This is a genomic window from Streptomyces sp. NBC_00572, assembly GCF_026341815.1.
Lineage (GTDB): Bacteria > Actinomycetota > Actinomycetes > Streptomycetales > Streptomycetaceae > Streptomyces.
Genome location: NZ_JAPENX010000001.1, coordinates 2,731,677 through 2,757,154 on the forward strand (window position 1 = coordinate 2,731,677; position 25,478 = coordinate 2,757,154).

Genomic DNA, 25,478 nt, shown 5'->3' on the forward strand with positions numbered 1-25,478 from the left:
CACCCTGGCGGAAAGACGTCCGGCGGTGGCCGAAGCCACCGCCGGACGTTTCACGTGAAACAGGCCGATCTGTCCGTCACGCCCAGCTGATCAGGCGCTGCGGCTGCTCCAGGATCGCGGCGATGTCCGCCAGGAACTTGGAGCCGAGCTCGCCGTCGACCAGACGGTGGTCGAAGGAGAGGGCCAGCGTCGTGACCTGACGCGGCTTCACCTTGCCCTTGTGGACCCACGGCTGGAGCTTGATCGCACCGACCGCGAGGATCGCGGACTCGCCGGGGTTCAGGATGGGCGTACCGGTGTCGACGCCGAAGACGCCGACGTTGGTGATGGTGAAGGTGCCGCCCTGCATCGCCGCCGGGGTCGTCTTCCCGTCGCGGGCGGTGGAGATCAGCTCGCTCAGCGACGCCGAGAGCTCGGGCAGGGTCTGCGCGTGCGCGTCCTTGATGTTCGGCACGAGCAGACCGCGCGGGGTGGCCGCGGCGATGCCCAGGTTCACGTAGTGCTTGAGGACGATCTCCTGCGCCGCCTCGTCCCAGGCCGCGTTGATCTCCGGGTTGCGCCGGACGGCGACCAGGACGGCCTTGGCGATGAGGAGCAGCGGGTTGACCCGCAGGCCCGCCATGTCCGTGCCGGACTTGAGCTCGTCGACCAGCTTCATCGTGCGCGTGATGTCGAAGGTCACGAACTCGGTGACGTGCGGGGCGGTGAAGGCCGAACCGACCATCGCCGCCGCCGTGGCCTTCCGTACGCCCTTGACGGGGATACGGGTCTCCCGGGCGTCGGTCGACACGACGGGAGCGGCCTGAACGGCTGCCGGGGCCGCCACGGGCTCGGCCACGGGCGTCGGGGCCACCGGGGCCGCGACGGCCGGCGCGGGCGCCGGAGCGGCCGCCGCGTGGACGTCCTCACGGGTGATGATGCCGTCCGGGCCGGTCGGGGTGACCGTCGCCAGGTCGACGCCGAGGTCCTTGGCGAGCTTCCGGACCGGCGGCTTGGCCAGCGGGCGTCCGGCGGCCGGCGCGTGCCCGTTGAGCTGCTCCGGCACGGCGACGGGAGCGGCCTGCACTGGAGCGGCCGGGGCGCTCACGTCCGCACCCTGCGCCGCCTTGCGGGGCCGACGCTTGGTGGAGCTGGCGGCGACGCCGTAGCCGACGAGGACCGGCTGGCGGCCCTGCGGCTCCTCCTCGACGACGGGCACGACGGCCGCCGGGGCGGGCTCGGCCACCGGGGCGGCGGGCGCCTCGGGTGCCGCCCCGCCGCCGACGTTCACCGAGATGATGACCTGGCCGACGTCGACCGTGGTCCCCTCGGCGAAGAGCAGTTCGTGGACCGTGCCGTCGAAGGGGATCGGCAGCTCGACGGCAGCCTTGGCCGTCTCGACCTCGATCACGACCTGGCCATCGGTGACGGTGTCACCGGGCTGCACGTACCACTTGAGGATCTCGGCCTCGGTGAGGCCCTCGCCCACATCGGGCATCTTGAATTCGCGGATCGTCACGGTGCTCTCCTCAGTACGCCAGCGAGCGGTCGACGGCGTCGAGCACGCGATCGAGACCCGGCAGGTACTCCTCCTCCAGGCGCGCCGGCGGATACGGCGCGTGGTAGCCGCCGACCCGCAGGACGGGGGCCTCCAGGTGGTAGAAGCAGCGCTCGGTGATCCGGGCGGCGATCTCCGCGCCGGAGCCGAAGAACACCGGCGCCTCGTGGACGACGACCAGGCGGCGGGTCTTCTCGACCGAGGCCTGGATCGTGTCGAAGTCGAGCGGGGAGATCGAGCGCAGGTCCACGACCTCGATCGACTTGCCCTCCTCGGCGGCGGCCTCGGCCACCTCCAGGCAGGTCTTCACCATCGGGCCGTAGGCCACCAGGGTGAGGTCCGTGCCCTCACGGGCGACCCGGGCCTTGTGCAGCTCGCCGGGGATGGCCTCGACGTCGACCTCGCCCTTGTCCCAGTAGCGGCGCTTGGGCTCGAAGAAGATGACCGGGTCGTCGCTCTGGATCGCCTGCTGGAGCATCCAGTAGGCATCGGAGGAGTTCGCCGGGGTGACGACCTTGAGGCCCGCGACGTGCGCGAAGAGCGACTCGGGGGACTCGGAGTGGTGCTCGACGGCGCCGATGCCGCCGCCGTACGGGATACGGATGACGACCGGCATCTTCACCGTGCCGAGCGAACGGGCCCGGATCTTCGCCAGCTGGGTGACGATCTGGTCGTACGCCGGGAAGACGAAGCCGTCGAACTGGATCTCCACGACAGGCCGGTAGCCGCGCAGCGCGAGGCCGATCGCGGTGCCGACGATGCCGGACTCGGCGAGCGGGGTGTCGACGACCCGGTCCTCGCCGAAGTCCTTCTGCAGGCCGTCGGTGATCCGGAAGACACCGCCGAGCTTGCCGACGTCCAGGCCCATGATGACGACCTTGGGGTCGGTCTCCAGGGCCTTGCGCAGCGACTCGTTGAGCGCCTTCGCGAGGGGAAGCTTCTGAACAGCCATGATTACTCGCCCTCTCCGTTCGCGAAGGACGCCTCGTAGGCGGCGAACTGCGCGCGCTCCTCGTCGACGAGCGCGTGCCCGTCCGCGTACACGTTGTCGAAGATCGCCATGTGCTCCGGGACGGGCATGGCGCGCACGACCTCGCGGACCTGCTTGCCGAGCGCCTCGCTCTCCGCTTCCAGCTCCTCGAAGAAGGCCGCGTCGGCGTGGCCCTCGTTCTCCATGTAGACCTTGAGGCGCTGGATCGGGTCCTTGGCCTCCCACTCCTCGCGCTCCGCGTCGCGGCGGTAGCGGGTCGGGTCGTCGGAGGTGGTGTGGGCGGCCATGCGGTATGTGAACGCCTCGATGAGCGTCGGACCCTCGCCGCGGCGGGCGCGCTCGAGCGCCGACCGGGTCACGGCCAGGCACGCGAGGACGTCGTTGCCGTCGACACGGACGCCGGGGAAGCCGAAGCCGCGGGCGCGCTGGTAGAGCGGCACGCGCGTCTGCTTCTCGATGGGCTCGGAGATGGCCCACTGGTTGTTCTGGCAGAAGAACACGACCGGGGCGTTGTAGACCGCGGAGAAGACGAACGACTCGTTCACATCGCCCTGGCTGGAGGCGCCGTCACCGAAGTACGCGAGCACGGCGGAATCCGCGCCGTCCTTGGCGATACCCATGGCATAACCCGTGGCGTGCAAGGTCTGCGAGCCGAGAACGATCGTGTACAGGTGGAAATTGTTGGTGCTGGGATCCCAGCCACCGTGGTTCACACCGCGGAACATTCCCAGCAGATTCGTGGGGTCGACGCCACGGACCCACGCGACACCGTGTTCACGGTAGGTGGGAAAGACGTAGTCGTCGTCCCGAAGGGCCCGGCCGGAGCCGATCTGGGCGGCCTCCTGGCCGAGCAGTGAGGCCCACAGGCCCAGCTCGCCCTGACGCTGCAGCGAGGTGGCCTCGGCGTCGAAGCGACGAGTGAGGACCATGTCGCGGTAGAGACCGCGCAGCTCCTCGGCGCTCAGGTCGATGTCGTAATCGGGGTGCTGGACGCGCTCTCCCTCGGGCGTCAGCAGCTGGACGAGCTCGGGCTCCACAGCGTCCGCCTCGGCGCGCGTGCTCGTCTTCTTGGTGGTGCTGGTGCTCGCGCTTGCGGTGCGCTTGGTGCCGCTGCTGCGTCGCGTCGTCTTGCGCGCTGCAGTGCTCTCCACGGTCACGTGCGTGCTCCTCCGTCGGTCCGGCCCCCGGGTTCGCCGGGCAAGGCCAGTGCGGCTCTCCGCCTTATCCGTACCCTTCGCACGGGGTGGGTGCGACGCGGCCGGGGTCGGGCGTGACAGGTGCCCCGGCGAGCGCCCTGTCTTAGGCACGTTACCCACAGCGTGCCATTCCCGCGAAACCCCACTTGACCTGCGATTTTGCTTGGATTTCCAAGTAAATCGAGAAAAGCGGGAACACCGGCTGGTCAGCGCGTCGGCAGCGGCCGAGAGGGCCGCCGGAACATCCGGCACGTTATCCCGCGCACCCCGGGCGCGGGAAGAGCCAATATGTGAGACTGACTGCGTGCGCGAAGATGGAAAAATCCGGGTATTTCTGCTGGACGACCACGAAGTCGTCCGGCGCGGCGTCCACGAGCTGCTCTCCGTGGAGGACGACATCGAGGTGGTCGGAGAGGCCGGAACGGCTGCGGACGCGCTGGTCAGGATCCCCGCGACCCGCCCCGACGTCGCGGTGCTCGACGTCCGGCTGCCGGACGGCAGCGGGGTGGAGGTGTGCCGCGAGATCCGTTCGCAGGACGAGGGCGTCAAATGCCTGATGCTCACCTCGTACGCGGACGACGAGGCGCTCTTCGACGCGATCATGGCCGGGGCCTCGGGATACGTCCTCAAGGCCATCCGGGGCAACGAACTGCTGAACGCGGTACGGGACGTGGCGGCCGGCAAGTCGCTGCTCGACCCGGTGGCGACCGCCCGCGTCCTGGAGCGGCTGCGCGACGGCAACAATCCGAAGGGTGACGACAAGCTCGCCAACCTGACGGACCAGGAGCGCAAGATCCTGGACCTGATCGGCGAGGGACTGACCAACCGGGTCATCGGCGAGCGGCTCCACCTCGCGGAGAAGACCATCAAGAACTATGTCTCCAGCCTGCTGTCGAAGCTGGGCATGGAGCGCCGCTCGCAGGCCGCGGCGTATGTGGCGCGGCTCCAGGCGGAGCGCCACTGACGCTCGGCCGCCCCGGCCGGCCGGGCTCTCGCCTCACCCGTACGGGTCAGAGCACGGCCGGCGGCCCCGATTCGGGACCTACGTCCCCGTGAAAGCGGGGCAGGGGCCCCTTTCCGACACGGTGTTGGTGGCGGAGAGTGGATGCCATGTCCACCGACGAGATCCGCGCCATCGAGTTGCTCAGCGGCGTGTCGTACGGCCGGGTGGCGACGAGCATGCGGGCGATGCCGTTCATCGCCCCCGCCCGGCACATCGTGTCCGACGGCCGCGTCCTGCTCCGGCTGCACCGGGGCCTCGGCTACCACCGCGCCTGCAACGGCAGCGTCGTCGCGTACGGCGCGGACAACTTCAGCTCGGGCTCGCAGCACCTCTGGTCCGTGCAGTTCACCGGCACCGCCGAGATCGTCGAGCCGGCCGAGGAGGAGCTCGCGGCCTTCGGCGCCGAGCCGGAGCAGGTGGACGGCGAGACCTTCGACCCGGTCTACATGCGGATCGAACCGCAGTTCGTGACGGTGCACGCGCTCGACTACGCGAGCGAGACCCCGGTGACCCGGACCGCCCCCCATTCCGTCCGGCGACACCTCCACCACGTAGCGTGATCTAACATCTGGCGGGTGCCGCGCTCATCTGAAACGCTCACTCCGCCGGCTGCACCGCTCGCCCCGCCGGACGCCCCGACCGGTGCCCCCCGCGCGGCCACCCGGCCCGTCGGCGCCCCGGCACCCCGGACTGCCGGCGTCCCGGCCGCCAGGGTCGTCGGCGCCCCGTCGGCCCGGCCCCTCGGCGCCCCGCCCGCCCCACCCGTCGGGGCCCTGCTGCGCCGTCACCGGCACGCCGGGGAGCCCCTCTCCTGCGTGCCCGTCACCGAAGGGCTGCTCAACCGCGGCTTCCGGCTCTCCACCACCCGCGGCACGTACTTCCTCAAGCAGCACCTGGACGCCCCCACCGCCGACCGCGTCACCATCGCCCGCCAGCACCGCGCCACCCAGCGGCTGCACGCCCTCGGCCTGCCCGTCGCCCCGCCGCTGCCCGACGCCACCGGCCGCACCGTCGCCGTCGTCGACGGCCACTGCTACGCCCTGCACCCCTGGGTCGACGGCCGCCACCGGGACGGCACCCAGCTCTCCACCGGCTGCTCGCGGCGCCTCGGCACCCTGCTCGGGCAGGTCCACACGGCCCTGGACCGGGTCATGGAGCCCTCGGGGCCGGACGGGGCACCCGAGGCCGCCGACGACGGCGTCTGCGCGAGCGCCGACCTCCAGGACACCTTCCGGGCCATCGACGAACTGATCCGCCTCGCCCGCGCGCACCGCCCCCGCGACAGCTTCGACGCGCTCGCCGAGCACCGGCTCAGGGAGCGCCGCCGGCTCCTCGCCCAGCACGCCCACCACCGTCCGCCGCCCGCCGCGGCCGCCGACTGGGTGCACGGCGACTTCCACCCGCTGAACCTGCTCTACCGGGGCGCCGAGCCCGCCGCGATCGTCGACTGGGACCGGCTCGGGGTCCGGCCGAGGGCCGAGGAGGCGGTCCGGGCCGCCGCCATCTTCTTCGTACGACCGGGGGGTGAGCTGGCCCTGGAGAAGGTGCGGGCCTACGCGCGCGCGTACCGGCGGGCGACCGGCGCCGACCGCGCCGAGCTGGCGGCGGCGGCGCACCGGGTGTGGTGGGAGCGACTCAACGACTTCTGGACGCTGCGCTGGCGCTACCAGCTGCACGACCGAAGGGCCGACCCGCAGTTTCCTGCGGTGTCGGCCCTGGCGGTCTGGTGGACCCGCGAGTACGAGGCGGTACGCGACGCGTTCGCGGGATGAGACGGGTCAGCCCGCCTCGGTGCCGTCCGTGGGCGGCGGGTCCGAGTTGTTGTTGCCCCCGGTGGGGTCGGTCGGCGTCTCGGTCGTCGGCGTGTCCGTGGTCTCCGTCGGCGGGTCCGTCGGCTGCGTCGGCTCGTCCGTGGGCTCCGTGGGCGGCTCGGTCGTCTTCGACGGCTCGGTCGTCGGCGGAGTCGTGGTCGGCGGCTGGGTCGACGGCTGGGACGTGGTCGGCGGCGGCCACGGCGCCTCCGTGACGCCTCCGTCCGACGTGCCCTCGTCGGTCGACGGCTCCTCGGAGGGCTCCTCCGAGGAGGGCGTGGGCTCCTCCGACTTCGTCGACGGCGAGGTGGAGACCGTCGGCGGCGTCGTGCCGCCCGTGCTGCCGCCCTTCTCGCCCGCCTTGTCGAGGGCGAAGACGACACCGGCGACGACCGCGACCAGCGCGAGCGCGGCGAACAGCCACACCTTGCCGCGGCCGCCCCCGCCACCGCCGTGCGAGCCGTACGAACCGTCCTGGCCGTAGCCGCCGTTCCCGCCCGTACCGCCGTACCCGCCGACGCCGCCGTCGTCCGGGTTCCGCGGGGGAAGGATCGGGCCCTGCGAGGTCTCGCCGTGCATGGGGTGGCCCATCGCGGTCGTCGCGGCCATGCCGCCGACCGGGGTGTGACCGCCGTCGTGCATCTCGACCGGGCCGGTGTTCCACGTACCGGTGTGGCCGCCCTGCTGCTGGAGCATCTGGAGGCTGTACTGGATGAGGCCGCGCATCTCCTCGGCGCTCTGGAACCGGTCGTCCGGGTCCTTCGCGAGCGAGCGCATCACCAGTCCGTCGAGCTCCGGCGGCACGGACTGCGTGACGTCGGACGGCGGGATCGGCGCGTCCTGGACGTGCTGGTACACGACGGACAGCGGGGTCTCGCCGGTGAACGGGGGCCGCAGCGCGAGGAGTTCGTAGAGGAGACAGCCCGTCGCGTACAGGTCGGAGCGGTGGTCGACGGCCTTGCCGAGTGCCTGCTCGGGGGAGAGGTACTGCGGGGTGCCCATGACCATGCCGGTCTGGGTCATCGTCGACTGCGCGCCGTGCAGGGCGCGGGCGATGCCGAAGTCCATGACCTTCACGGCGCCGCCGTGGGTGATGATCACGTTCGCCGGCTTGATGTCACGGTGCACGATGCCGTGCTGGTGCGAATAGGCCAGCGCCTCCAGGACTCCGGAGACGATGATGAGGGCCTGCTCGGGCCCGGGGGCCTCGGCACTCATCAACAGCTCGCGGATGGTGCGGCCCTCGACCAGCTCCATCACGATGTACGGCACGGGCCGGCCGGCCACCAGGTCCTCGCCGGAGTCGTACACGGCGACGATCGCGTGGTGGTTGAGTCCGGCGACGGACTGCGCCTCGCGGGTGAATCGGGCCTTGGAGACCGGGTCCTCGGCGAGATCGGCGCGGAGGAGCTTGACGGCGACGGTGCGGCCGAGCCTTACGTCCTCGGCCGCGAAGACCTCGGCCATGCCGCCACGCCCCAGACGGTGCGTCAGTCGGTAGCGACCGTCGCCGACGACGCCACCGACGCCCCAGGACTCCGCCGACGAGTCGGGCACACCGCCATCTGCTCCGGATTCGGGTGCCATCAGTCCTCGCCGTCGTCTGTCGTGCCGTGTCCAGTCGTCACGCTACAGGCTCCGTACGACAACACAGTCCGAGATGGACCGGCCATCCAACCCCTTCCACGTACACCTGTGCAAATTCGGCAGGATTCCTCCGCCACTTCGAAAACGGTTCGGGGAACCTTCCTGTGCGGAGGGTCACGGAACGGGCACCCGGCTTGACGTGTCACTGCCCTCGGGCAGACTTGGCCAGGAAATTCCGGATCAACGCCGCCACGCGCGCGTAGGGGGAAGCACAGATGAGCCAGGACGGCGCACAGGGCCGCTATGCGGGCGGTTCGGTCGCGGGCGGCCGGTACCAGCTGCGCGACCTTCTCGGCGAGGGCGGTATGGCGTCGGTCTACCTGGCCTACGACAGCGCCCTCGACCGGCAGGTCGCCATCAAGACGCTGCACACGGAACTCGGCCGGGAGCAGTCCTTCCGCGAGCGGTTCCGGCGCGAGGCGCAGGCGGTCGCGAAGCTGTCGCACACCAACATCGTCTCGGTCTTCGACACCGGCGAGGACACCCTCGACGGCGCCGTCATGCCGTACATCGTCATGGAGTACGTGGAGGGGCAGCCGCTCGGCTCGGTCCTCGCCTCGGACATCCAGCAGTACGGCGCGATGCCGGCCGACAAGGCGCTGAAGGTCACGGCCGACGTGCTCGCCGCCCTTGAGGTCAGCCACGAGATGGGCCTGGTCCACCGCGACATCAAGCCCGGCAACGTGATGACGACCAAGCGCGGCGTGGTCAAGGTCATGGACTTCGGCATCGCGCGGGCCATGCAGTCCGGGGTCACGTCGATGACGCAGACCGGCATGGTCGTCGGTACCCCTCAGTACCTCTCCCCCGAGCAGGCCCTCGGGCGTGCGGTGGACGCCCGCTCCGACCTCTACTCGGTCGGCATCATGCTGTTCCAGCTGCTGACGGGCCGTCTCCCCTTCGACGCCGACTCTCCGCTGGCCATCGCATACGCGCACGTGCAGGAGGAGCCGGTCGCCCCGTCCACCGTCAACCGGTCGGTGACACCGGCGATGGACGCGCTCGTCGCCCGCGCCCTGCGAAAGAACCCGAACGAGCGGTTCCCGAGCGCGGCGTCGATGCGCGACGAGTGCCTGCGGGTGCTCTCGGCGGGTCAGACCGGTGCCCCGATGATCGTCCAGGGCGGTCCGGTCAGCAGCGGTGCGGGCGTCGGCTCGGCGGTCTTCCCGCCCGTCGGCCAGACCCCGCCGCCCACTCCGCAGCCCGGGACGCACGGGGTGCAGCAGCCCTACCAGCCGCCGACGCCGCAGCCGGGCCCCTACGGCCCCCCGACCCCGGCGCCCGCCCCCTCGTACGGCTACCCGCAGCAGGCCCCGACGCCCGCTCCGGTGTATCCGACCCCGGCCCCGCAGCCCGCGTACCAGAACCCCGGCCCCGCGCCGTACGCCCCGGTGCACACGCCGGTGCCCGCCCCGGCGGGCGGCGGTCCGCGGCGGAACACTCCGGTGCTCGTGGGCGCGATCGTCGTCTCCCTGCTCGCGGTCGGCGGCCTGCTCGTGGCCCTCAACCTCAACAAGGACGCGGACCCCGACGCCGGCGGCACGGGCGGCACCGACTCCCAGCAGAGCCAGACCGCGGCCCCCGGTCACAAGGGCCCGGACCTGACCAAGAGCATCGACCCGAAGAAGTGCACGCAGCCGACCGAGTCGAGCGACGACCCCGAGAAGTTCGAGGTCCCCAACTTCACCTACAAGAACATCCAGTCGGTGAAGGAATGCATCCAGGCGGCCGGCTGGAAGCTCAAGCCCCAGCGCCCGGTGGACGAGAACACCTACGGCGAGGGCACGGTCCTGGAGCAGTACCCGCCGTCGGGCCAGGACATCGCGGCCGAGGACGCCGAGTTCACCCTCACCGTCTCGTCGGGCAACCCGGGGCAGTGAGGCGCGGCCCTCGGCAGTGACGGGCGACCCGCGGGAATGCGGCGCGACCGGCGACCCGCGTCAGGGGAGCTGACACCTCCTTAAACACCCGCTCCGGGTCGCCGTTACGCCTGCTGCCCCTGTTCCGGATGCCGGAAATGTCCCAGCGTGTCTACGCTGAATCGACCATCTCGGCGGCTCGGTACGGGAGGGGGTCACCCAGTGACTCCAGCACTCCGCAGGGCACGGGCGCGGGCTCTCGGCCCCGCACTCACCTGCGTGTTCGCCTGCGCGTGCGCCCTGTACGGGGAGCCGCTCGCGTACGGAGCCGAGGCGCCCGGCAGCTCGGTGGGGGCCCCGACCACGCCTTCGGCTTCCCCTTCCTCCCCGTCCTCCTCTTCTTCCCCTTCCTCGTCGCCCTCCACGCTGTTCCCCTCGCCCGACGCGCCGTCCGCGACCGTCACTCCCTCCCCTTCTTCCTCCTCCACCTCTCCGGGGCCGACCGGGGGTGCCGGTACGCCCGCGTCACCCGCGCCCGCGCCCACCGGCACCGGGGCTGCCGCGCCCGCCGCGCCGAGCGCCGATCCCAGCGACGCACCCACCCCCATCGGCTCCGCCTCGCTGGCGGGCCGGCCCGCCGGCGAGGGGCGGCCACGGCCCGGACGGTCCGTGGACCCGAGCACCCCGGAGAGCGACACGACCCGGCCGTCGGAGGGCTCTCGTACCGAATCGGCAACAGACCCGGAGGCCGCCGAGGCCGCCGACGAAGAGGCCGGGGCGGTACGCGAGGAGGAGGCCGTCCTCCCGGAGGCGGCGCCCGCCAGCCGGCCCGGCGCCGCGCCGCGCATGGCGTCCGAAGCCGCGCCCACCCTCGTCCACCAGCAGATTCCCGTACTCACCCTGGGGGTCGGGATGGCTCTGATGGGGCTCGGGATCGGCTTCCTCGGGCTCCGGATGCGGCGCCGCTGAGCCCCTCGGCCGCGCCCGGGTCCCCCTTGAGGCGGACCTGCCGCTTCCGTCTCAGGACGGTTGTCGGCTCCGGCATACCCGGTATACATACTGAGTATGTCGATTCGCCACGGGCTTCTCGCCCTCCTCGAACGCGGCCCTCGGTACGGCTCGCAGCTCCGTACGGAGTTCGAGTCGCGCACCGGTTCCACCTGGCCGCTGAACGTCGGCCAGGTCTACACGACCCTCAGCCGGCTCGAACGGGACGGCATGGTCGCCCAGGGCGGCGAGGACGCCGCCGGGCACGCGCTCTACGCGATCACCGACAGCGGCCGCGCCGAACTCAGGACCTGGTTCGAGAAGCCGGTGGACCGCACCAGCCCCGCCCGTGACGAGCTGGCCATCAAGCTCGCCATGGCCGTGGGCGCCCCCAGCATCGACATCCGCGACGTCATCCAGTCCCAGCGCCGGCACACCGTGAAGGCGATGCAGGACTACACCCGCCTCAAGGCCCAGGCACTCGTCGCCGTCGAGAGCGGTGGGGCCCGGGAACGGGACGACGTCGCCTGGCTGCTCGTCCTGGAGCAGCTGATCTTCCAGACCGAGGCCGAGGCGCGCTGGCTGGACCACTGCGAATCCCGGCTGATCCGCCTCTCGGCGGCTGCGACGGCCGGGGCCGCCGCAGCCGCTGACTCGGCGCCCGACGCCGAAACGCCGACCACCCCGCCGACCACCGCGTCGGCACCCCGAACCGAAACGGCCCCGCCGGCCACCTCCGCCACCGCGGCCGAGGCCCCGGCGGCCACCGCCCGGACGGGCGCCGAGGCCGCGCCACCCGTGGCCGGGGCGCGCTGACCGCACGGTCGCGCCCCACCTCGTACCGCCCGCGCACCACCTTCCGTACGGCCCCCGCACCGCGTGCCGTACCGCCTTTCCACCGCTCGCTCCCGTACGCGGCCGACCGCCGCGTACGCCCAAGGGGGGACCCCTCATGTCCGCACAGCAGCCCGTGCTGCAACTCCAGAACCTGACCCGCGTCCACGGCGCGGGTGCCACCGAGGTGCATGCCCTGCGCGGCATCGACCTCGCCGTGTACCCGGGTGAACTCGTCGCCGTCATGGGCCCGTCCGGCTCCGGCAAGTCCACGCTGCTCACCATCGCCGGCGGCCTCGACACCCCCACCTCGGGGCAGGTGATCGTCGAGAACACCGACATCACCCGGGCGAGCGTCAAGGAACTCGCGGCCCTGCGCCGCCGCAGCATCGGTTACGTCTTCCAGGACTACAACCTCATCCCGGCCCTCACCGCCGCCGAGAACGTGGCCCTGCCCCGCGAGCTGGACGGGACCTCCGCCCGCAAGGCGCGCGTCGAGGCCCTCAAGGCGCTGGAGGAGATGGGGCTCGGTCACCTCGCCGACCGCTTCCCCGACGAGATGTCCGGCGGCCAGCAGCAGCGCGTGGCCATCGCCCGCGCGCTCGTCGGCGACCGCCGGCTCGTCCTCGCCGACGAACCGACCGGCGCCCTCGACTCCGAGACCGGCGAGTCCGTGCTCGCCCTGCTCCGCACCCGCTGCGACGCCGGCGCCGCCGGCGTCCTCGTCACCCACGAGCCGCGGTTCGCTGCCTGGGCGGACCGGGTCGTGTTCCTGCGGGACGGCGCCATCGTCGACCAGACCGTGCGCAGCGAGGCCGATTCCCTGCTGTCGGGCCAGGTGGCTGAGGCGTGAAGACCTGGTTCCATTCCTGGCGGGCCGCGATCCGTATCGCCCGTCGTGACGCCTGGCGTTCCAAGGGCCGCAGCGCCCTCGTACTGGCCATGATCGCCCTGCCGATCCTGGGTGTCAGCGCCCTCGATCTGACCATCCGCAGCTCCGAGCTGTCCCCCGCGGAGCGGGCGGACCGCACGATGGGCGCGGCCGACGCCCGGTTCCAGGACTCCGGCTACGGCGGGGTGCCCGTCTTCCAGGACCCGCCCGGCGACATGAACACTCCGGCCAAGGACTACGGGGACTCGGCCTGGCCGAGCGGTTCCGTCGATGTCACCAAGGCCTTCCCGGCGGGCTCCACGGTCCTGAAGGACACCATCGGCGGGGCCAAGCTGACGACGGTTCACGGTCTGCTGATGACGGAGGTCCGTGAGCTCAAGGCGGCCGATCCGATCGCCCGGGGCATCACGACCCTCCTGGAGGGGCGTTATCCGGAGAAGAACGACGAGGTGATCGCGACCTCGCACTTCCTGGAGACCAGCGGCCTGTCGATCGGCTCGACCCTTTCCGCACGCAATTTCGACCGCCAGTACCGCATCGTCGGCGCCTACGAAATTCCCGACTCCCTGAACACCGACCAGGTCAACGCGCTGCCGGGGGCCTTCCTCGCCCCGTACGCGAAGGCCGCGGAGAAGGCGGGGCTGCAGAAGCCCGGCGCCTCCAGCACCTATCTGGTGCGCGCGTCCGGTGGTTTCACGTGGAACATGGTCAAGGAGCTCAACACCAAGGGCGTCATCGTCACCTCGCGTGCCGTGCTCCTCGACCCGCCGGCCAAGTCCGAGGTCCCGCTCTACCAGAGGGGTGGCTGGGGCGACTTCGAGTCCAGCGCGGGGGCCGATGCCGCCGAGCTCGCCGCCCTCGGCACCGTCGTCGGCCTGGCGATGCTGGAGATCTGCCTGCTCGCCGGACCCGCCTTCGCGGTCGGGGCCCGACGCTCGCGCCGCCAGCTCGGTCTCGTCGGGGCCAACGGCGGTGCCCGCAGCCACATCCGGGCCATTGTCCTGAGCGGCGGCCTGGTCATCGGTATCGCCGCCGCCGTCACCGGTACGGTCCTCGCCCTGATCCTCACCCTGGCGCTCCAGCCGGTCCTTGAGGACACCATGGGCCAGCGGTTCGGCGCCTTCGACGTCCGGCCGCTCGAAATCCTCGGCATCGCCCTGCTCGCCGTGCTGACCGGTCTGCTCGCGGCGATCGTGCCGGCCATCACCGCCTCCCGGCAGACGGTCCTCGCCTCGCTCACCGGCCGCCGCGGAATCCGCCGCAGCAGCCGCGTGCTGCCCCTGATCGGCCTCGTGGCCCTCCTGATCGGCGGCGCGATCGCGCTCTTCGGCTCCCTCGTCAGCCAGCAGTTCATCATCGTGGCGGGCGGCTCCGCCATCGCCGAACTGGGCATCGTCGCCATGACCCCGGCCCTCGTCGGCCTGTTCGGGCGGACCGGGCGCTGGCTGCCGCTCTCGCCGCGGCTCGCGCTGCGGGACGCCGTGCGCAACCGGGGCCGTACGGCACCCGCCGTCGCCGCCGTCCTCGCCGCCGTCGCGGGATCGGTCGCCGTCTCCGTGTTCATGGCCAGCAGTGAGGCCCAGTACGAGGCCGAGTACCAGGCCCAGCTGCCGTACGGCGCGGTCTCCGCCTTCGTCACGGAGGAGGGCGGCCGGGACGTCCCCGCCGTCCGCGACGCGGTCCAGCGCTTCCTGCCGGTCGACGTCCGCGCCGATGTCGAGCGCGTCACGGTCGGCAAGGCCGGCTGCCCGATGTGGGGCGGCGGCGGCGACGGCTGCGGCCGCTACGAGGTCGTCGTCCCCCCGGCCAACGAGTGCCCCATGTACGCCACCGTCCCCGGCGACGGTGACCCCTCGGAGCGGTTCACCCCCGAGCAGCGGCGGAAGATGGTCGCCGAGGACTGGCGCTGCGACCAGTCCTACTCCGGCCACGGGGTCTACACCGAAGGCGGTCTGCTGGTCGGCGACGCCACGGTCCTCAAGGTCCTCGGCATCGAGGACGCCGGAGCCGCGAAGGCCCTCGCCGAAGGCAAGATCGTCAGCTTCACCCGCGCCCAGGTCGACAAGAACGGCACCATCGGGATCAAGCAGGTCACCGACATCGCCGCCGCCGACAAGGCGGCCGAGGAAGGCCGTCCCGCACCCGGGAAGGTCAGCTCGATTCCCGCCTACCGCGTGCCCGGCAGCCCGAAGACGTACGGCCTCCAGGCCCTGATCACCCCGGCCACCGCCAAGGCCGCCGGCCTCTCCACGACGCCGATGGGCCTGTACGTCGCCACCGACCGGCTGCCCGACAGCGAGGCGCGCCAGAAGCTCGACAGCGAACTCGCCAAGCTCGGCAGCGACGTCGAACTCCACGTGGAGGAAGGCTTCGTCAACGACAACAGCATCATCCTGCTCGCGCTCGCCATCTTCGCGGGCCTGGTCACCATCGGCGCCGCAGGCATCGCCACCGGCCTCGCCCAGGCCGACGCCGAGGCCGATCTGAAGACGCTCGCCGCCGTGGGCGCCCCGCCCCGCGTCCGCCGCACCCTCAGCGGATTCCAGTGCGGAGTCGTCGCCGCGATGGGCGTGATCCTCGGCTCGGCCGCCGGAATACTCCCCGCGGTGGGGCTCCGGCTCACCGAGGAACGGCAGCAGATCCGCTTCCACGAGGAGGCCGTCGCCCAGGGCTGGAGCAACGCGACGGACATTCCGTCCCTCCCGATCGTCATCCCGTGGGAGACCCTGGCCGGCCTGCTCATCGCCGTGCCGCTCGGTGCCGCACTGCTCGCCGCCCTGGTGACCCGCTCGCGCGGCGCACTGGCCCGGCGCGCGGCGATCTGACGTACTTCGTTGTCGTGCTGTGCCCCCGCACGAGGGTGGATCACCCTCGTGCGGGGGCACACCTCGTGGTGACGCGTGTGTACGAGAGAATGGCGGCATGGAGATGCCGAGGAATGACAGGTCGCAGGAGAGCCCCCAGGTCCTCATCGTGGGACAGGACGGGATGGCGCTCGGCGGCACTCAGGGCGACGACGAACCCCGCGAGGTCCCGGTGACGGAAATGGTCGAGCAGCCTGCGAAGGTCATGCGGATCGGCAGCATGATCAAGCAGCTCCTGGAGGAAGTACGCGCGGCACCTCTCGACGAGGCCAGCCGGGTCAGGCTCAAGGACATCCACGCAAGCTCCGTGAAGGAGCTGGAGGACGGGCTCGCGCCCGAGCTGGTCGAGGAACTGGAGCGGCTCTCCCTGCCGTTCACGGATGAGGCGATCCCCTCCGAGGCGGAGCTGCGCATCGCGCAGGCGCAGCTGGTGGGCTGGCTGGAAGGTCTCTTCCACGGCATCCAGACCGCGCTGTTCGCCCAGCAGATGGCGGCCCGCGCGCAGCTGGAGCAGATGCGCAGGGCGCTCCCGCCGGGTGCGTCGCACGACGATGACGACGACGACCGCGGCCACGGCGCGATCCGCTCGGGGCCCTACCTGTAAACAGCCCCTCACCTGCGGTCCCGCGTACGACGGGGGCTGCGGGTCCCTCGTACGGCAGGGGCTGCAAGCCCTTCACACGGCAGGGGCCCGGCACACGGTGTGCCGGGCCCCTGCCGTGTCCCCGTGTCAGTCCTGGGGTGCGAGCAGCAGGACCTTGCCGACGTGGCTGCCGGACTCCAGCGCCCGGTGGCCCTCGGCGGCGTCGTTCAGCGGCAGCGTCCGGTCGACGACCGGCCGGACCGTGCCCGCGCCGATCAGCGGCCACACGTGCTCCCGGACGGCGGCGACGATCGCCGCCTTCTCGTCCACCGGGCGGGCACGCAGCGTGGTCGCCATGACGGCGGCACGCTTCGCGAGCAGCGCACCCAGGTTCAGCTCGCCCTTCACCCCGCCCTGCAGACCGATGACGACGAGCCGGCCGCTCACGGCCAGCGCCTTCACGTTCCGCTCCAGGTACTTGGCGCCGACGATGTCCAGGATGACGTCCGCGCCCGCCCCGTCCGTCGCCTTGGCCAGCTCCTCGACGAAGTCCTGCTCCCGGTAGTCGATGAGGATGTCCGCACCGAGCTCGGCACAGCGCGCCAGCTTCTCGGGGCCGCCGGCGGTGACCGCGACCCGCGCCCCGACCGCCTTCGCCAGCTGGATCGCCATCGTCCCGATCCCGCTCGCGCCGCCGTGCACCAGCAGCGTCTCGCCCGGCCGCAGGTGCGCGATCATGAAGATGTTGGACCAGACGGTGCAGACCACCTCGGGAAGTGCCCCCGCCGTGGCCAGGTCGACACCCTCCGGTACGGGGAGGAGCTGACCGGCCGGGACGACGACCTTCTCCGCGTAACCGCCGCCCGCGAGCAGCGCGCACACCTCGTCGCCGACAGCCCAGCCGGCCACCCCCGGACCGAGCGCGGCGATCCGGCCCGAACACTCCAGGCCGGGGTACGGGGACGTGCCCGGCGGCGGGTCGTAGAAGCCCTGGCGCTGGAGCAGGTCGGCGCGGTTGACGGCGCTCGCCACCACCTCGACGAGGACCTCGCCCTCGCCGGGCACGGGATCGGGCACCTCGGCCCAGACCAGGGCCTCGGGACCGCCGGGTTCCGGAATCGTGATCGCATACATGGCGGCGAGGCTACTCCCGGCACCGGCCGGGGCCGGTCCTCCCCGCCGGTCCGCCTCCCCGGCCGGGGGTGTCCGGCCCTGACCGGCCGGTCAGGTCCTAGTCCTCCGGCGGCGTGCTGAGCGGGGTGACCGGCGCGGCGCGCACGATGGTGATCACCCGGTCGGTGAGCTGGAGCGGGCTGGCCGCGGGGTCGTCGTAACCGATCAGCCGGTGGCCTCGGAGCACGCTCACGACCAGGTCGCCGGTCTCCCGCACGCTCTTGCCCACCTCGCTCTTGGTCACCGGACGCTCGACCAGGTCGAGGCCGGAACCCTGCTGGATGAGGTCCTCCATCACCGTGCCGGCGCTGGGGCTCAGCACGGAGAGGCCGAGCAGGCGCCCGGCGGCGCTGGCGCTGGTGATGACCGCGTCCGCACCGGACTGGCGCAGCAGCGGCGCGTTCTCCTCCTCGCGGACCGCGGCGACGATCTTCGCGCCCCGGTTGAGCTGGCGGGCCGTGAGGGTGACCAGCACGGCGGTGTCGTCGCGCTGGGTGGCGATGACGATCTGCCGGGCCCGCTGCACCTCGGCGCGGAGCAACACGTCACTGCGGGTCGCGTCACCGACGACGCCGACGAACCCGTCCGCGTTCGCCGTCTCGATCACCTTGTTGGAGGGATCGACGATGACGATCTGCTCCTTGCGGAGGCCGGTCGCACAGAGCGTCTGGATCGCGGACCGCCCCTTGGTGCCGAAGCCGACGATGACGGTGTGGTCGCGCAAGGTGGACCTCCAGCGGTTCAGCCGGAACTCCTCGCGGGTCCGCTCCGTGAGGACCTCAAGGGTGGTACCGACCAGGATGATCAGAAACAGCACGCGCAGGGGCGTGACCAGCAGGATGTTGGCGAGCCGCGCCGTGTCGCTGTACGGGACGATGTCGCCGTATCCGGTGGTGGAGAGCGTCACGGTCGCGTAGTAGGCGCAGTCGAGGAAGTCGAGCGTCTCGTCGGCGTTGTCGTGGTAGCCGTCGCGGTCGATGTAGACGATGAGAACCGTCACCAGGAGCACGCCGAGCGCCATGAGCAGCCGCTTGCCGACCTGACGCAGCGGACGCTCGACCTCCCTGCGCGGCAGCCTGATCTGCGGGCCGGAGATCCGCTCGTCCGCGTGGCGGGCCATGGCGTCACGACTGGGAAGTTTCACGTGAAACACGCTCCTTGGGCCGGTACGGCCCCCTCGGCCGTCGGCCAGGGAAGGTCGAGGACATCCAGCTCGTGACCGGGGCGTGCGCCGCCGGGCGGGACGACGGCCAGGCCGTCCGCGGTGGCGATGCCCCGGAGCATGGCCGGTCCGTTGTAGCGCAGGGGTACGGCCCGTCCAGCACGGCGGACGACCGGGACGAGCCGGGTGTCGTGCGGATGCCCGTGCACCTCGTCCTGGACGGGTACGCGGGGCGGATCCCCTTGCCCCTGGTCGGCCAGGGCCCTGAGGAACGGCTCGGCCAGGGTGAGAAGCCCGGAGACGGCCGCGAGCGGGTTGCCGGGAAGGCCGACGAGGTGGCGGACGTGCCCGGGTCGGGTGGGCTCGGCGTGAGTGGGCTCGGCGCGGGTGGGCTCGGCGGGGGTGGGCTCGGCGCAGAGGCGGGCGAGCAGCATCGGGTGGCCGGGCCGGACCTTCACCCCGTCGACCAGGAGGGTGGCGCCGGCCTTGGCCAGCACACCGTGGACGTGGTCCACGGGCCCGGCGGCGGTCCCGCCGGTGGTGAGGACCAGGTCGGCGGTGGAGCCGGTGACGGCCGCGTACAGCTCCTCGGCCTCGTCGCCGATCCGGCGGATGGCGAGAACGTCGGCGCCGAGCGCCGTCAGCCAGGGGCCGAGCATGGGGCCGAGAGCGTCACGGATGAGGCCGTCGTGGGGGAGCCCCGCCGTGAGCAGCTCGTCGCCGAGGACCAGGATCTCCACCCGGGGGCGCGGTGCCACACGGAGCTCGTCGTAGCCGGCGGCCGCCGCGAGGCCCAGTACGGCGGGGGTCACGACGGTGCCCGCGGGGAGCAGTTCGTCACCGGAGCGGCACTCCTGACCCCGGGGCCGGATGTCCTGCCCCGGCACGACCTCGCGCAGGGCGTGCAGCAGGGCGCCCTCGGGAGCTGCGTGCTCGGTGCCGGAGGGCTCGGTACGGGTGCGTCCGGTACCGGAGTGCTCGGTGCGGGAGTGTTCGGTGCGGAGGACCGCGGTGGTCCCGGAAGGGACGCGGGCGCCGGTGGCGATCCGTACGGCCTCGCCGTCGGCCGTCGCGGCCCCGGACGCCTGCCCGGCAAGGACGGCACCCTCCGCGCGTACGGTCCAGGGTCCGGGCCCCGCGACCGCCCAGCCGTCCATGGCGGAGGTGTCGAAGGGCGGCAGGTCGGTGAGGGCGAGGAGCGGCTCGGCCAGGACCTGGCCGAGTGCCTGCCCGAGCGGTACGCCGAGCGGCGCCCGGCCGGCCCGCGCGGAGGCCCCGGCGCGGACGGCGGCGGCCCGCGCCTCGGGCCAGGCGGTGGCCCGGTGCGGCTGCCCGTCCCCCGCGTCCGGGGAGGTTCCCGGGGCCACCGGGAGGGGCTCCTTCAGGCTCATCCGGCCTCGTCCTGCTCGGCGGCCCAGCGCTGGGCCAGCGCGGCGGCCTTGCGGGCGGCCTCGGCGACCGCCTCCGGTCCGCCCCCGGCGGCCGCGCTCGCCGCCGCGTAGCCCACCAGGAAGGTGGTCAGGGGTGCGGCGGGGCGGGCCACGCCATGGGCGGCGTCACGAGCCAGATCGAGCAGCACGCCGGTGTCGACGTCCAATTCGATGCCCAGTTCGTCCTTGACTGCGGTGATCCATTCATCCAGCACGGTCCCATGCTCCCTGATGCGGGCCCGGGCCGTGGCGATGTCCTCCCAGGTGTCGCAGTCGAAGGAGGCGAGGGGCCCCGCGGCGACCCGGGTGAGCCGCAGCGCGCCCGTGAGCAGCCGCAGCGGGCCGCCGTCGAGGGTGCCGCGCTCCCCGGCGATCCGAGCCAGCTCCCGCCGGAGCGGGGCGGCACGGTACGCGGCGACGAGCGGCTGGTCCCGCCCCCCGGCGTCGGTGAGGAGCGCGGCCTCGGCCTCGGGGTCCTCGGCGAGCGCCCCGAGCAGCCGTCGGACGGTGTCCTCGTCGAGGAAGGGCAGGTCGGCGGAGAGGACGAGCAGGACGTCGGCCCGGGTCTCCCTCACTCCGGCGTCGAGAGCGGCCAGTGGCCCTCCGCCGGGCGGGTCCTCCCTGGTCCAGCGGACGGGGCGGACGGTCGGGCGGGGATCGCCGACGACCACGGTCCGGTCCGCGCCTCGGCAGGCGGTGAGGACCCGGTCGAGGAGTGCCCGGCCCCCGACCCGTACTCCGGGCTTGTCGGCACCGCCGAGGCGCCGGGCGGCACCTCCGGCGAGTACGACGGCGTCATGTGGGGTGGTCACCCGAGCAGTATGGTCCGCCGCCCGTCCCCGCCGTCGGGCGCGTCTCCCTTCGCGAGACGTCCCGGCCGGCCGGCTTGTCTCGCCAGGACGAGCCGGCCGGTGCGTACGGACCCGAGGGGCGGGCCCGTACGCACCGGTCGGGTGTCAGAGCGTGCGGAGCAGGACCGCCGGCTGCTCGACGCAGTCGGCCACGTACCTCAGGAAGCCGCCCGCCGTGCCGCCGTCGCAGACGCGGTGGTCGAAGGTGAGCGAGAGCTGCACCACCTGACGCACGGCCAGTTCGCCCTGGTGCACCCAGGGCTTGGGGATGATCCGGCCGACGCCGAGCATCGCGGCCTCGGGGTGGTTGATGATCGGCGTGGATCCGTCGACCCCGAACACCCCGTAGTTGTTCAGGGTGAACGTGCCACCCGTCAGATCGGCCGGGGTCAGTGCGGACTGCCGTGCGGCCTCCGTCAGCCGGGCGAACTCGGCCGTCAGAGACTCGGCCGTCCGGGTCCCCGCGTCCTTGACCACGGGGACGACCAGGCCGCGCGGGGTCTGGGCGGCGAAGCCGAGGTGCACGGACGGCAGCCGGACGATCTCCCGGGCCGCCATGTCCACGGTGGAGTTGAGCTCGGGGAACCGGGCCAGGGCGTGGGCGCAGATCCGGGCGAGGAGTGCGAGCAGGGAGATCTTCGGCCCGCCCGCCGCGTTCATCGCCCTCCGTGCGGCCATCAGCTCGGTCGCGTCGGCGTCGACCCAGCAGGTCGCGTCCGGGATCTCCGTACGGCTGCGCGACAGCTTGTCCGCCACCGCTCCACGGACCCCGCGCAGCGGAACCCGCTCACCGGCCGAGGCGAGCGCGGGCGCCGAAGCGGCGGCCGGAGCGGACGCGGGCGCCGGTGCGGCGACGGGCCGCTCCAGGGCCGCGATGGCCAGCTCCACGTCGGCCCGCAGGATCAGTCCCTCGGGCCCCGACCCGTGGATCTCCCGCAGGTCGAGTCCCCGGTCCCTGGCCAGCTTCCGCACGAGCGGCGAGATGACCGGCACCGGACCCTCGTGGCCGGCGACGGCCACGGCGACCGGCGCCGCAGCGGCCACCGGAGCCGCGACGGGTGCCGGGGCCGCGGCGGGTGCGGGTGCCTGTGCCACGGCGTGGCTCTCGTGCCGTACCCGGCGGCGCCGGGCGGCGGGCCCGGCCGTGCCGTACCCGACCAGCACATTGCCCGAGTACTCGGACGACACGGCGGACTCGGCGGCGGTCCCACCCGCCGTGGGGGTGGCTCCCGGAGCCGCCTCCGCGAGCTCCTCCGGCGCGCCCGTGCCGCCCACGGCCACCGTCAGCAGCGGTGCGCCGACGGGCAGTTCGGTGCCCTCCTCGCCGTACCGCGCGGTGACGACACCGCCGTACGGGCAGGGCACCTCGACCATGGCCTTGGCCGTCTCGACCTCGACGACCGGCTGGTCGATGGCGACGACGTCGCCGACGCTGACCAGCCAGCGGACGATCTCCGCCTCGGTGAGTCCCTCACCGAGGTCGGGCAGCTTGAACTCGAGCACCTGCGCCATCAGCTTCCCGCCTCCCACTGCAGCCGCGCCACCGCGTCCAGGACCCGGTCCACGCCCGGCAGATGGTGCCGTTCCAGCATGGGCGGCGGGTACGGGATGTCGAAGCCCGCGACACGCAGCACCGGCGCCTCCAGATGGTGGAAGCAGCGCTCGGTCACGCGCGCGGCGATCTCCGCGCCGGGGCCGCCGAAGCCGGTCGACTCGTGGACGACGACCGCGCGGCCGGTGCGCCGCACCGAGGCGCTGACGGTCTCGTCGTCGAAGGGCACGAGCGAGCGCAGGTCGACGACCTCCAGGTCCCAGCCCTCGGCCTGCGCGGCCTCCGCCGCCTCCAGGCAGACGGGCACGGAGGGACCGTAGGTGATCAGGGTGGCGCCGGTGCCCCGCCGCCGTACGACGGCCTTCCCGATCGGCTCCACGGGCGCGGGCGCCTCGGGGGACCAGTCGGACTTGGACCAGTAGAGCCGCTTGGGCTCCAGGAAGACCACCGGGTCGTCGGAGGCGATGGCCGCGCGCAGCAGCCCGTAGGCGTCCTCGACGGTGGCCGGGGTGACGACGTGCAGTCCGGGGGTGGCCATGTAGTAGGCCTCGGAGGAGTCGCTGTGGTGCTCGACGCCGCCGATCCCGCCGCCGTACGGGACACGGATGACGATCGGCATCGGCATCGCGCCGCGCGTCCGGTTCCGCATCTTCGCCACGTGGGAGATCAGCTGCTCGAACGCCGGGTAGGCGAACGCGTCGAACTGCATCTCGACGACCGGCCGCAGGCCGTACATGGCCATGCCGACGGCCGCGCCGAGGATGCCGGCCTCGGCCAGCGGGGTGTCGGTGCAGCGGTCCTCGCCGAACTCCTTGGCGAGCCCGTCGGTGACCCGGAAGACCCCGCCGAGGGTGCCGACGTCCTCGCCCATCACATGGACGGTCGGGTCCTCCGCCATCGCGTCGCGCATGGCGCGCTGGAGCGCCTGCGCCATCGTGGCGGGCTTGGCCTTGCCGGTCCCGCCGGTCTTACCGGTGCTCGCGGCGGTCTTGTCCGCCGCGGGTCCGGTCGTCGCCGTCGTCATCACGCCTCACCCTCGGCTTCGAGCTCGGCGCGCAGCTGCGCCGCTTGTTCCCGCAGCTGCGTGGTCTGCTCCGCGTACACGTGCGAGAAGAGGTCCATCGGGTCGAGCACCGGGTCGGCGTTCATCCGCTCGCGCAGGTCGGCGGCCATCGTCTCGGCGGCCTCAGCCGCCGCCCGCTTGCCGTCCTCGTCGAGCAGGCCGCGCTCCGTCAGTTCCCGTTCGAGGATCAGGATCGGGTCGTGCGCCCGCCAGGTCTCGACCTCGCCGGCCGCGCGGTAGCGGGTGGCGTCGTCGGCGTTGGTGTGGGCGTCGATCCGGTACGTGATGGCCTCGACGAGGGTGGGGCCGCCGCCGCGCCGGGCGCGGGCCACGGCCTCGGTCAGCACCTGGTGGACGGCCACCGCGTCGTTGCCGTCGACCAGCCGGCCCGGCATCCCGTATCCGACGGCCTTGTGCGCCAGGGAGGGGGCGGCGGTCTGCTTGGCCAGCGGAACGGAGATCGCGAAGCCGTTGTTCTGCACGAAGAAGACCACGGGGGCCTGCCACACGGCCGCGAAGTTCAGCGCCTCGTGGAAGTCGCCCTCGCTGGTGCCGCCGTCGCCGACCATGGCGAGGGCGACCACGTCGTCGCCCTTGAGCCGGGCGGCGTGGGCGAGGCCCACCGCGTGCGGGAGCTGGGTGGCCAGTGGGGTGCAGAGCGGCGCGATGCGGTGCTCGTGCGGGTCGTACCCGGTGTGCCAGTCGCCGCGCAGCAGGGTCAGGGCCTGCACGGGGTCGAGGCCGCGGGCGACGGCCGCCAGGGTGTCGCGGTACGAGGGGAAGAGCCAGTCCCGCTCCTCCAGGGCGAGGGCGGCGGCGATCTCGCCCGCCTCCTGCCCGGTGGTCGACGGGTACACGGCGAGCCGGCCCTGCTTGGTGAGGGCGGTGGCCTGCGTGTTGTACCGGCGGCCGCGGATCAGCTCCGCGTAGAGCCGGAGCAGCAGCGCGGGGTCGGCGTCGGCCACGGCGTCCGTGCCGAGCACGCGCAGCGGCTCGGCGTCGGGCAGCAGCGGGGCGGGGTCGGTACGCGGCTGCCACGCCGGCGGCGGGGTGGGCCGGTAGGCGGAAATGGCACCGGGCGGCTCTTGGACTGTCGAACTGCGCTGTTGCAACGAGTCCACCTCCTCGTGGGAGCGGGCATAAGACCCGAAGGCGGGTGGCGCGAGTGTGGCGCGCCTCACCTACCGATTGTTCGGTCGTGGAGGCATTTTGGCTACAGGCACCTCCAGCCTGTGGACAAACGGTTCTCCACAGCCTGGTATATGTGCAGGTCGTCCACCGGAGAGAGGCGGGGGGACATGGCGGATGAACAAATGGCCGTCGACCGGAACGAGGTTCCGGACGACGACGAGGGCGGCGCGCTCGGCGGGACCGGGAACGAGGTGCCCGGCGAGGCACTGAGCGCCCCGGTCGGCATGCCGACGGGCGCGCTTCCGGCACGCCCTCTGGACGCGATCGACCGCGACATCCTGCGGTTGCTGCAAACGGACGGGCGCGCCTCGGTACGCTCCGTGGCCGAGCGGGTGCACGTCTCCCGGGCCAACGCCTACGCGCGCATCAACCGGCTCATCGACGACGGGGTGATCCGCGGTTTCAGCGCCCGGGTCAACCACGAGCGGGCGGGCCACGGAGCCTCCGCCTACATCACGCTCAAGATCGTCCAGAACTCCTGGCGCACGGTCCGCGAGCAGCTCAAGACGCTGCCGGGCGCCACACACATAGCGCTGGTCAGCGGGGATTTCGACGTCCTGCTGCTCGTCCACACGCCGGACAACCGGACCCTGCGCGAGCTGGTCCTCACCCGGCTCCAGTCGATCCCGGAGGTGCTGTCCACGCGCACGCTGCTGGTCTTCGAGGAGACGGACCTCAACAACGATCCACGCGCCTGAGGGCCGCCCCGGGCGCGGCCCGGGACGACCCTCAGCAGGCCTCGGCAGATGCCCGGCAGCCCCGACAGATGCCCCTCAGGCCTCGGCAAGCCCACAGCAGCCGTCGCAGCCCACAGCGGGCCGTCCGCAGCCCACAGCGGGCCGTCCGCAGCCC

22 protein-coding genes are annotated in these 25,478 nt (G+C 72.6%); 10 read left to right on the forward strand and 12 right to left on the reverse strand.

What is annotated here, in order from left to right:
* Window positions 1-76 precede the first annotated feature (76 nt).
* Genes OG514_RS12525 through pdhA (OG514_RS12535) form a run of 3 tightly spaced genes read right to left on the reverse strand, consistent with a single transcriptional unit; the run spans window position 77 to window position 3,685 of the window.
* Window positions 77-1,477, reverse strand: a complete 1,401-nt coding sequence (locus OG514_RS12525) for a dihydrolipoamide acetyltransferase family protein (RefSeq protein WP_266900830.1) — start codon at window positions 1,475-1,477, stop codon at window positions 77-79.
* Between the two features lie 31 nt (window positions 1,478-1,508).
* Window positions 1,509-2,489, reverse strand: coding sequence for an alpha-ketoacid dehydrogenase subunit beta (locus OG514_RS12530; protein WP_266893918.1), 981 nt, complete (start codon window positions 2,487-2,489; stop codon window positions 1,509-1,511).
* 2 nt (window positions 2,490-2,491) lie between these two features.
* Window positions 2,492-3,685 carry a pyruvate dehydrogenase (acetyl-transferring) E1 component subunit alpha gene (gene pdhA / locus OG514_RS12535; protein WP_266893920.1) on the reverse strand — a complete coding sequence of 398 codons (1,194 nt, stop codon included), beginning with the start codon at window positions 3,683-3,685 and terminating at the stop codon, window positions 2,492-2,494.
* Between the two features lie 343 nt (window positions 3,686-4,028).
* Between pdhA (OG514_RS12535) and OG514_RS12540 the strand changes: the two genes are divergently transcribed.
* From OG514_RS12540 to OG514_RS12550, 3 genes are all read left to right on the forward strand, one after another.
* Window positions 4,029-4,688, forward strand: a complete 660-nt coding sequence (locus OG514_RS12540; protein WP_266893922.1) for a response regulator transcription factor — start codon at window positions 4,029-4,031, stop codon at window positions 4,686-4,688.
* A 146-nt stretch (window positions 4,689-4,834) separates the two neighbouring features.
* Window positions 4,835-5,287 (forward strand): pyridoxamine 5'-phosphate oxidase family protein, encoded by a 453-nt coding sequence (locus tag OG514_RS12545; protein WP_266893924.1) that lies wholly within the window; start codon window positions 4,835-4,837, stop codon window positions 5,285-5,287.
* A gap of 213 nt (window positions 5,288-5,500) precedes the next feature.
* Window positions 5,501-6,499 (forward strand): phosphotransferase, encoded by a 999-nt coding sequence (locus tag OG514_RS12550; protein WP_266900831.1) that lies wholly within the window; start codon window positions 5,501-5,503, stop codon window positions 6,497-6,499.
* 6 nt (window positions 6,500-6,505) lie between these two features.
* On the opposite strand, the gene OG514_RS12555 is transcribed toward OG514_RS12550, so the two are convergent.
* Complete coding sequence (locus OG514_RS12555) at window positions 6,506-8,125, reverse strand: protein kinase (protein WP_266893926.1); 1,620 nt, start codon at window positions 8,123-8,125, stop codon at window positions 6,506-6,508.
* Between the two features lie 275 nt (window positions 8,126-8,400).
* Here OG514_RS12555 and OG514_RS12560 point away from each other — a divergent pair, with 275 nt between their 5' ends.
* Entirely contained in the window at window positions 8,401-10,065 is a 1,665-nt protein-coding gene (locus OG514_RS12560; RefSeq protein WP_266893928.1) for a protein kinase, read from the forward strand.
* 194 nt (window positions 10,066-10,259) lie between these two features.
* Here the strand turns inward: OG514_RS12560 and OG514_RS12565 are convergent, their stop codons facing one another.
* A complete protein-coding gene (locus tag OG514_RS12565; protein ID WP_266893930.1) occupies window positions 10,260-10,646 on the reverse strand; it encodes a hypothetical protein in 387 nt (128 codons plus the stop codon).
* A 67-nt stretch (window positions 10,647-10,713) separates the two neighbouring features.
* On the opposite strand from OG514_RS12565, the gene OG514_RS12570 reads away from it, so the two are divergent.
* The 5 genes from OG514_RS12570 to OG514_RS12590 all read left to right on the forward strand — a co-directional run bounded on the left by OG514_RS12570 (window position 10,714) and on the right by OG514_RS12590 (window position 16,225).
* A complete protein-coding gene (locus OG514_RS12570) occupies window positions 10,714-11,013 on the forward strand; it encodes a hypothetical protein (RefSeq protein ID WP_266893932.1) in 300 nt (99 codons plus the stop codon).
* A 96-nt stretch (window positions 11,014-11,109) separates the two neighbouring features.
* Window positions 11,110-11,847, forward strand: coding sequence for a PadR family transcriptional regulator (locus tag OG514_RS12575; protein WP_266893934.1), 738 nt, complete (start codon window positions 11,110-11,112; stop codon window positions 11,845-11,847).
* Between the two features lie 136 nt (window positions 11,848-11,983).
* Window positions 11,984-12,718 carry an ABC transporter ATP-binding protein gene (locus tag OG514_RS12580; protein WP_266893935.1) on the forward strand — a complete coding sequence of 245 codons (735 nt, stop codon included), beginning with the start codon at window positions 11,984-11,986 and terminating at the stop codon, window positions 12,716-12,718.
* Entirely contained in the window at window positions 12,715-15,582 is a 2,868-nt protein-coding gene (locus OG514_RS12585) for an FtsX-like permease family protein (protein WP_266893937.1), read from the forward strand. The genes OG514_RS12580 and OG514_RS12585 overlap by 4 nt, the downstream gene beginning before the upstream one ends.
* A 97-nt stretch (window positions 15,583-15,679) precedes the next feature.
* Window positions 15,680-16,225, forward strand: coding sequence for a bacterial proteasome activator family protein (locus tag OG514_RS12590; RefSeq protein ID WP_189833073.1), 546 nt, complete (start codon window positions 15,680-15,682; stop codon window positions 16,223-16,225).
* 126 nt (window positions 16,226-16,351) lie between these two features.
* Here the strand turns inward: OG514_RS12590 and OG514_RS12595 are convergent, their stop codons facing one another.
* The 7 genes from OG514_RS12595 to pdhA (OG514_RS12625) all read right to left on the reverse strand — a co-directional run bounded on the left by OG514_RS12595 (window position 16,352) and on the right by pdhA (OG514_RS12625) (window position 24,556).
* Window positions 16,352-17,338, reverse strand: a complete 987-nt coding sequence (locus OG514_RS12595; protein ID WP_266893939.1) for an NAD(P)H-quinone oxidoreductase — start codon at window positions 17,336-17,338, stop codon at window positions 16,352-16,354.
* Between the two features lie 97 nt (window positions 17,339-17,435).
* Window positions 17,436-18,497 carry a TrkA family potassium uptake protein gene (locus OG514_RS12600; RefSeq protein ID WP_266900832.1) on the reverse strand — a complete coding sequence of 354 codons (1,062 nt, stop codon included), beginning with the start codon at window positions 18,495-18,497 and terminating at the stop codon, window positions 17,436-17,438.
* 20 nt (window positions 18,498-18,517) lie between these two features.
* The gene (locus OG514_RS12605; protein WP_266893941.1) at window positions 18,518-19,930 is read right to left on the reverse strand and encodes a molybdopterin molybdotransferase MoeA; all 1,413 of its coding nucleotides are present in this window, start codon (window positions 19,928-19,930) and stop codon (window positions 18,518-18,520) included.
* On the reverse strand, window positions 19,927-20,781 hold the full coding sequence (locus tag OG514_RS12610) for an NTP transferase domain-containing protein (RefSeq protein ID WP_266893943.1): 855 nt from the start codon (window positions 20,779-20,781) through the stop codon (window positions 19,927-19,929). The genes OG514_RS12605 and OG514_RS12610 overlap by 4 nt, the downstream gene beginning before the upstream one ends.
* A 144-nt stretch (window positions 20,782-20,925) precedes the next feature.
* Entirely contained in the window at window positions 20,926-22,332 is a 1,407-nt protein-coding gene (locus OG514_RS12615; protein ID WP_266893945.1) for a dihydrolipoamide acetyltransferase family protein, read from the reverse strand.
* Window positions 22,332-23,306: an alpha-ketoacid dehydrogenase subunit beta gene (locus tag OG514_RS12620; protein ID WP_266900833.1), complete on the reverse strand. Its 975-nt coding sequence runs from the start codon at window positions 23,304-23,306 to the stop codon at window positions 22,332-22,334. Before OG514_RS12620 ends, OG514_RS12615 begins: the two co-directional genes overlap by 1 nt.
* An 89-nt stretch (window positions 23,307-23,395) precedes the next feature.
* Complete coding sequence (gene pdhA, locus OG514_RS12625; protein WP_266900834.1) at window positions 23,396-24,556, reverse strand: pyruvate dehydrogenase (acetyl-transferring) E1 component subunit alpha; 1,161 nt, start codon at window positions 24,554-24,556, stop codon at window positions 23,396-23,398.
* A gap of 294 nt (window positions 24,557-24,850) precedes the next feature.
* Between pdhA (OG514_RS12625) and OG514_RS12630 the strand changes: the two genes are divergently transcribed.
* Window positions 24,851-25,324 carry an Lrp/AsnC family transcriptional regulator gene (locus OG514_RS12630; RefSeq protein WP_266900835.1) on the forward strand — a complete coding sequence of 158 codons (474 nt, stop codon included), beginning with the start codon at window positions 24,851-24,853 and terminating at the stop codon, window positions 25,322-25,324.
* The last annotated feature ends 154 nt before the right edge of the window (window positions 25,325-25,478 follow it).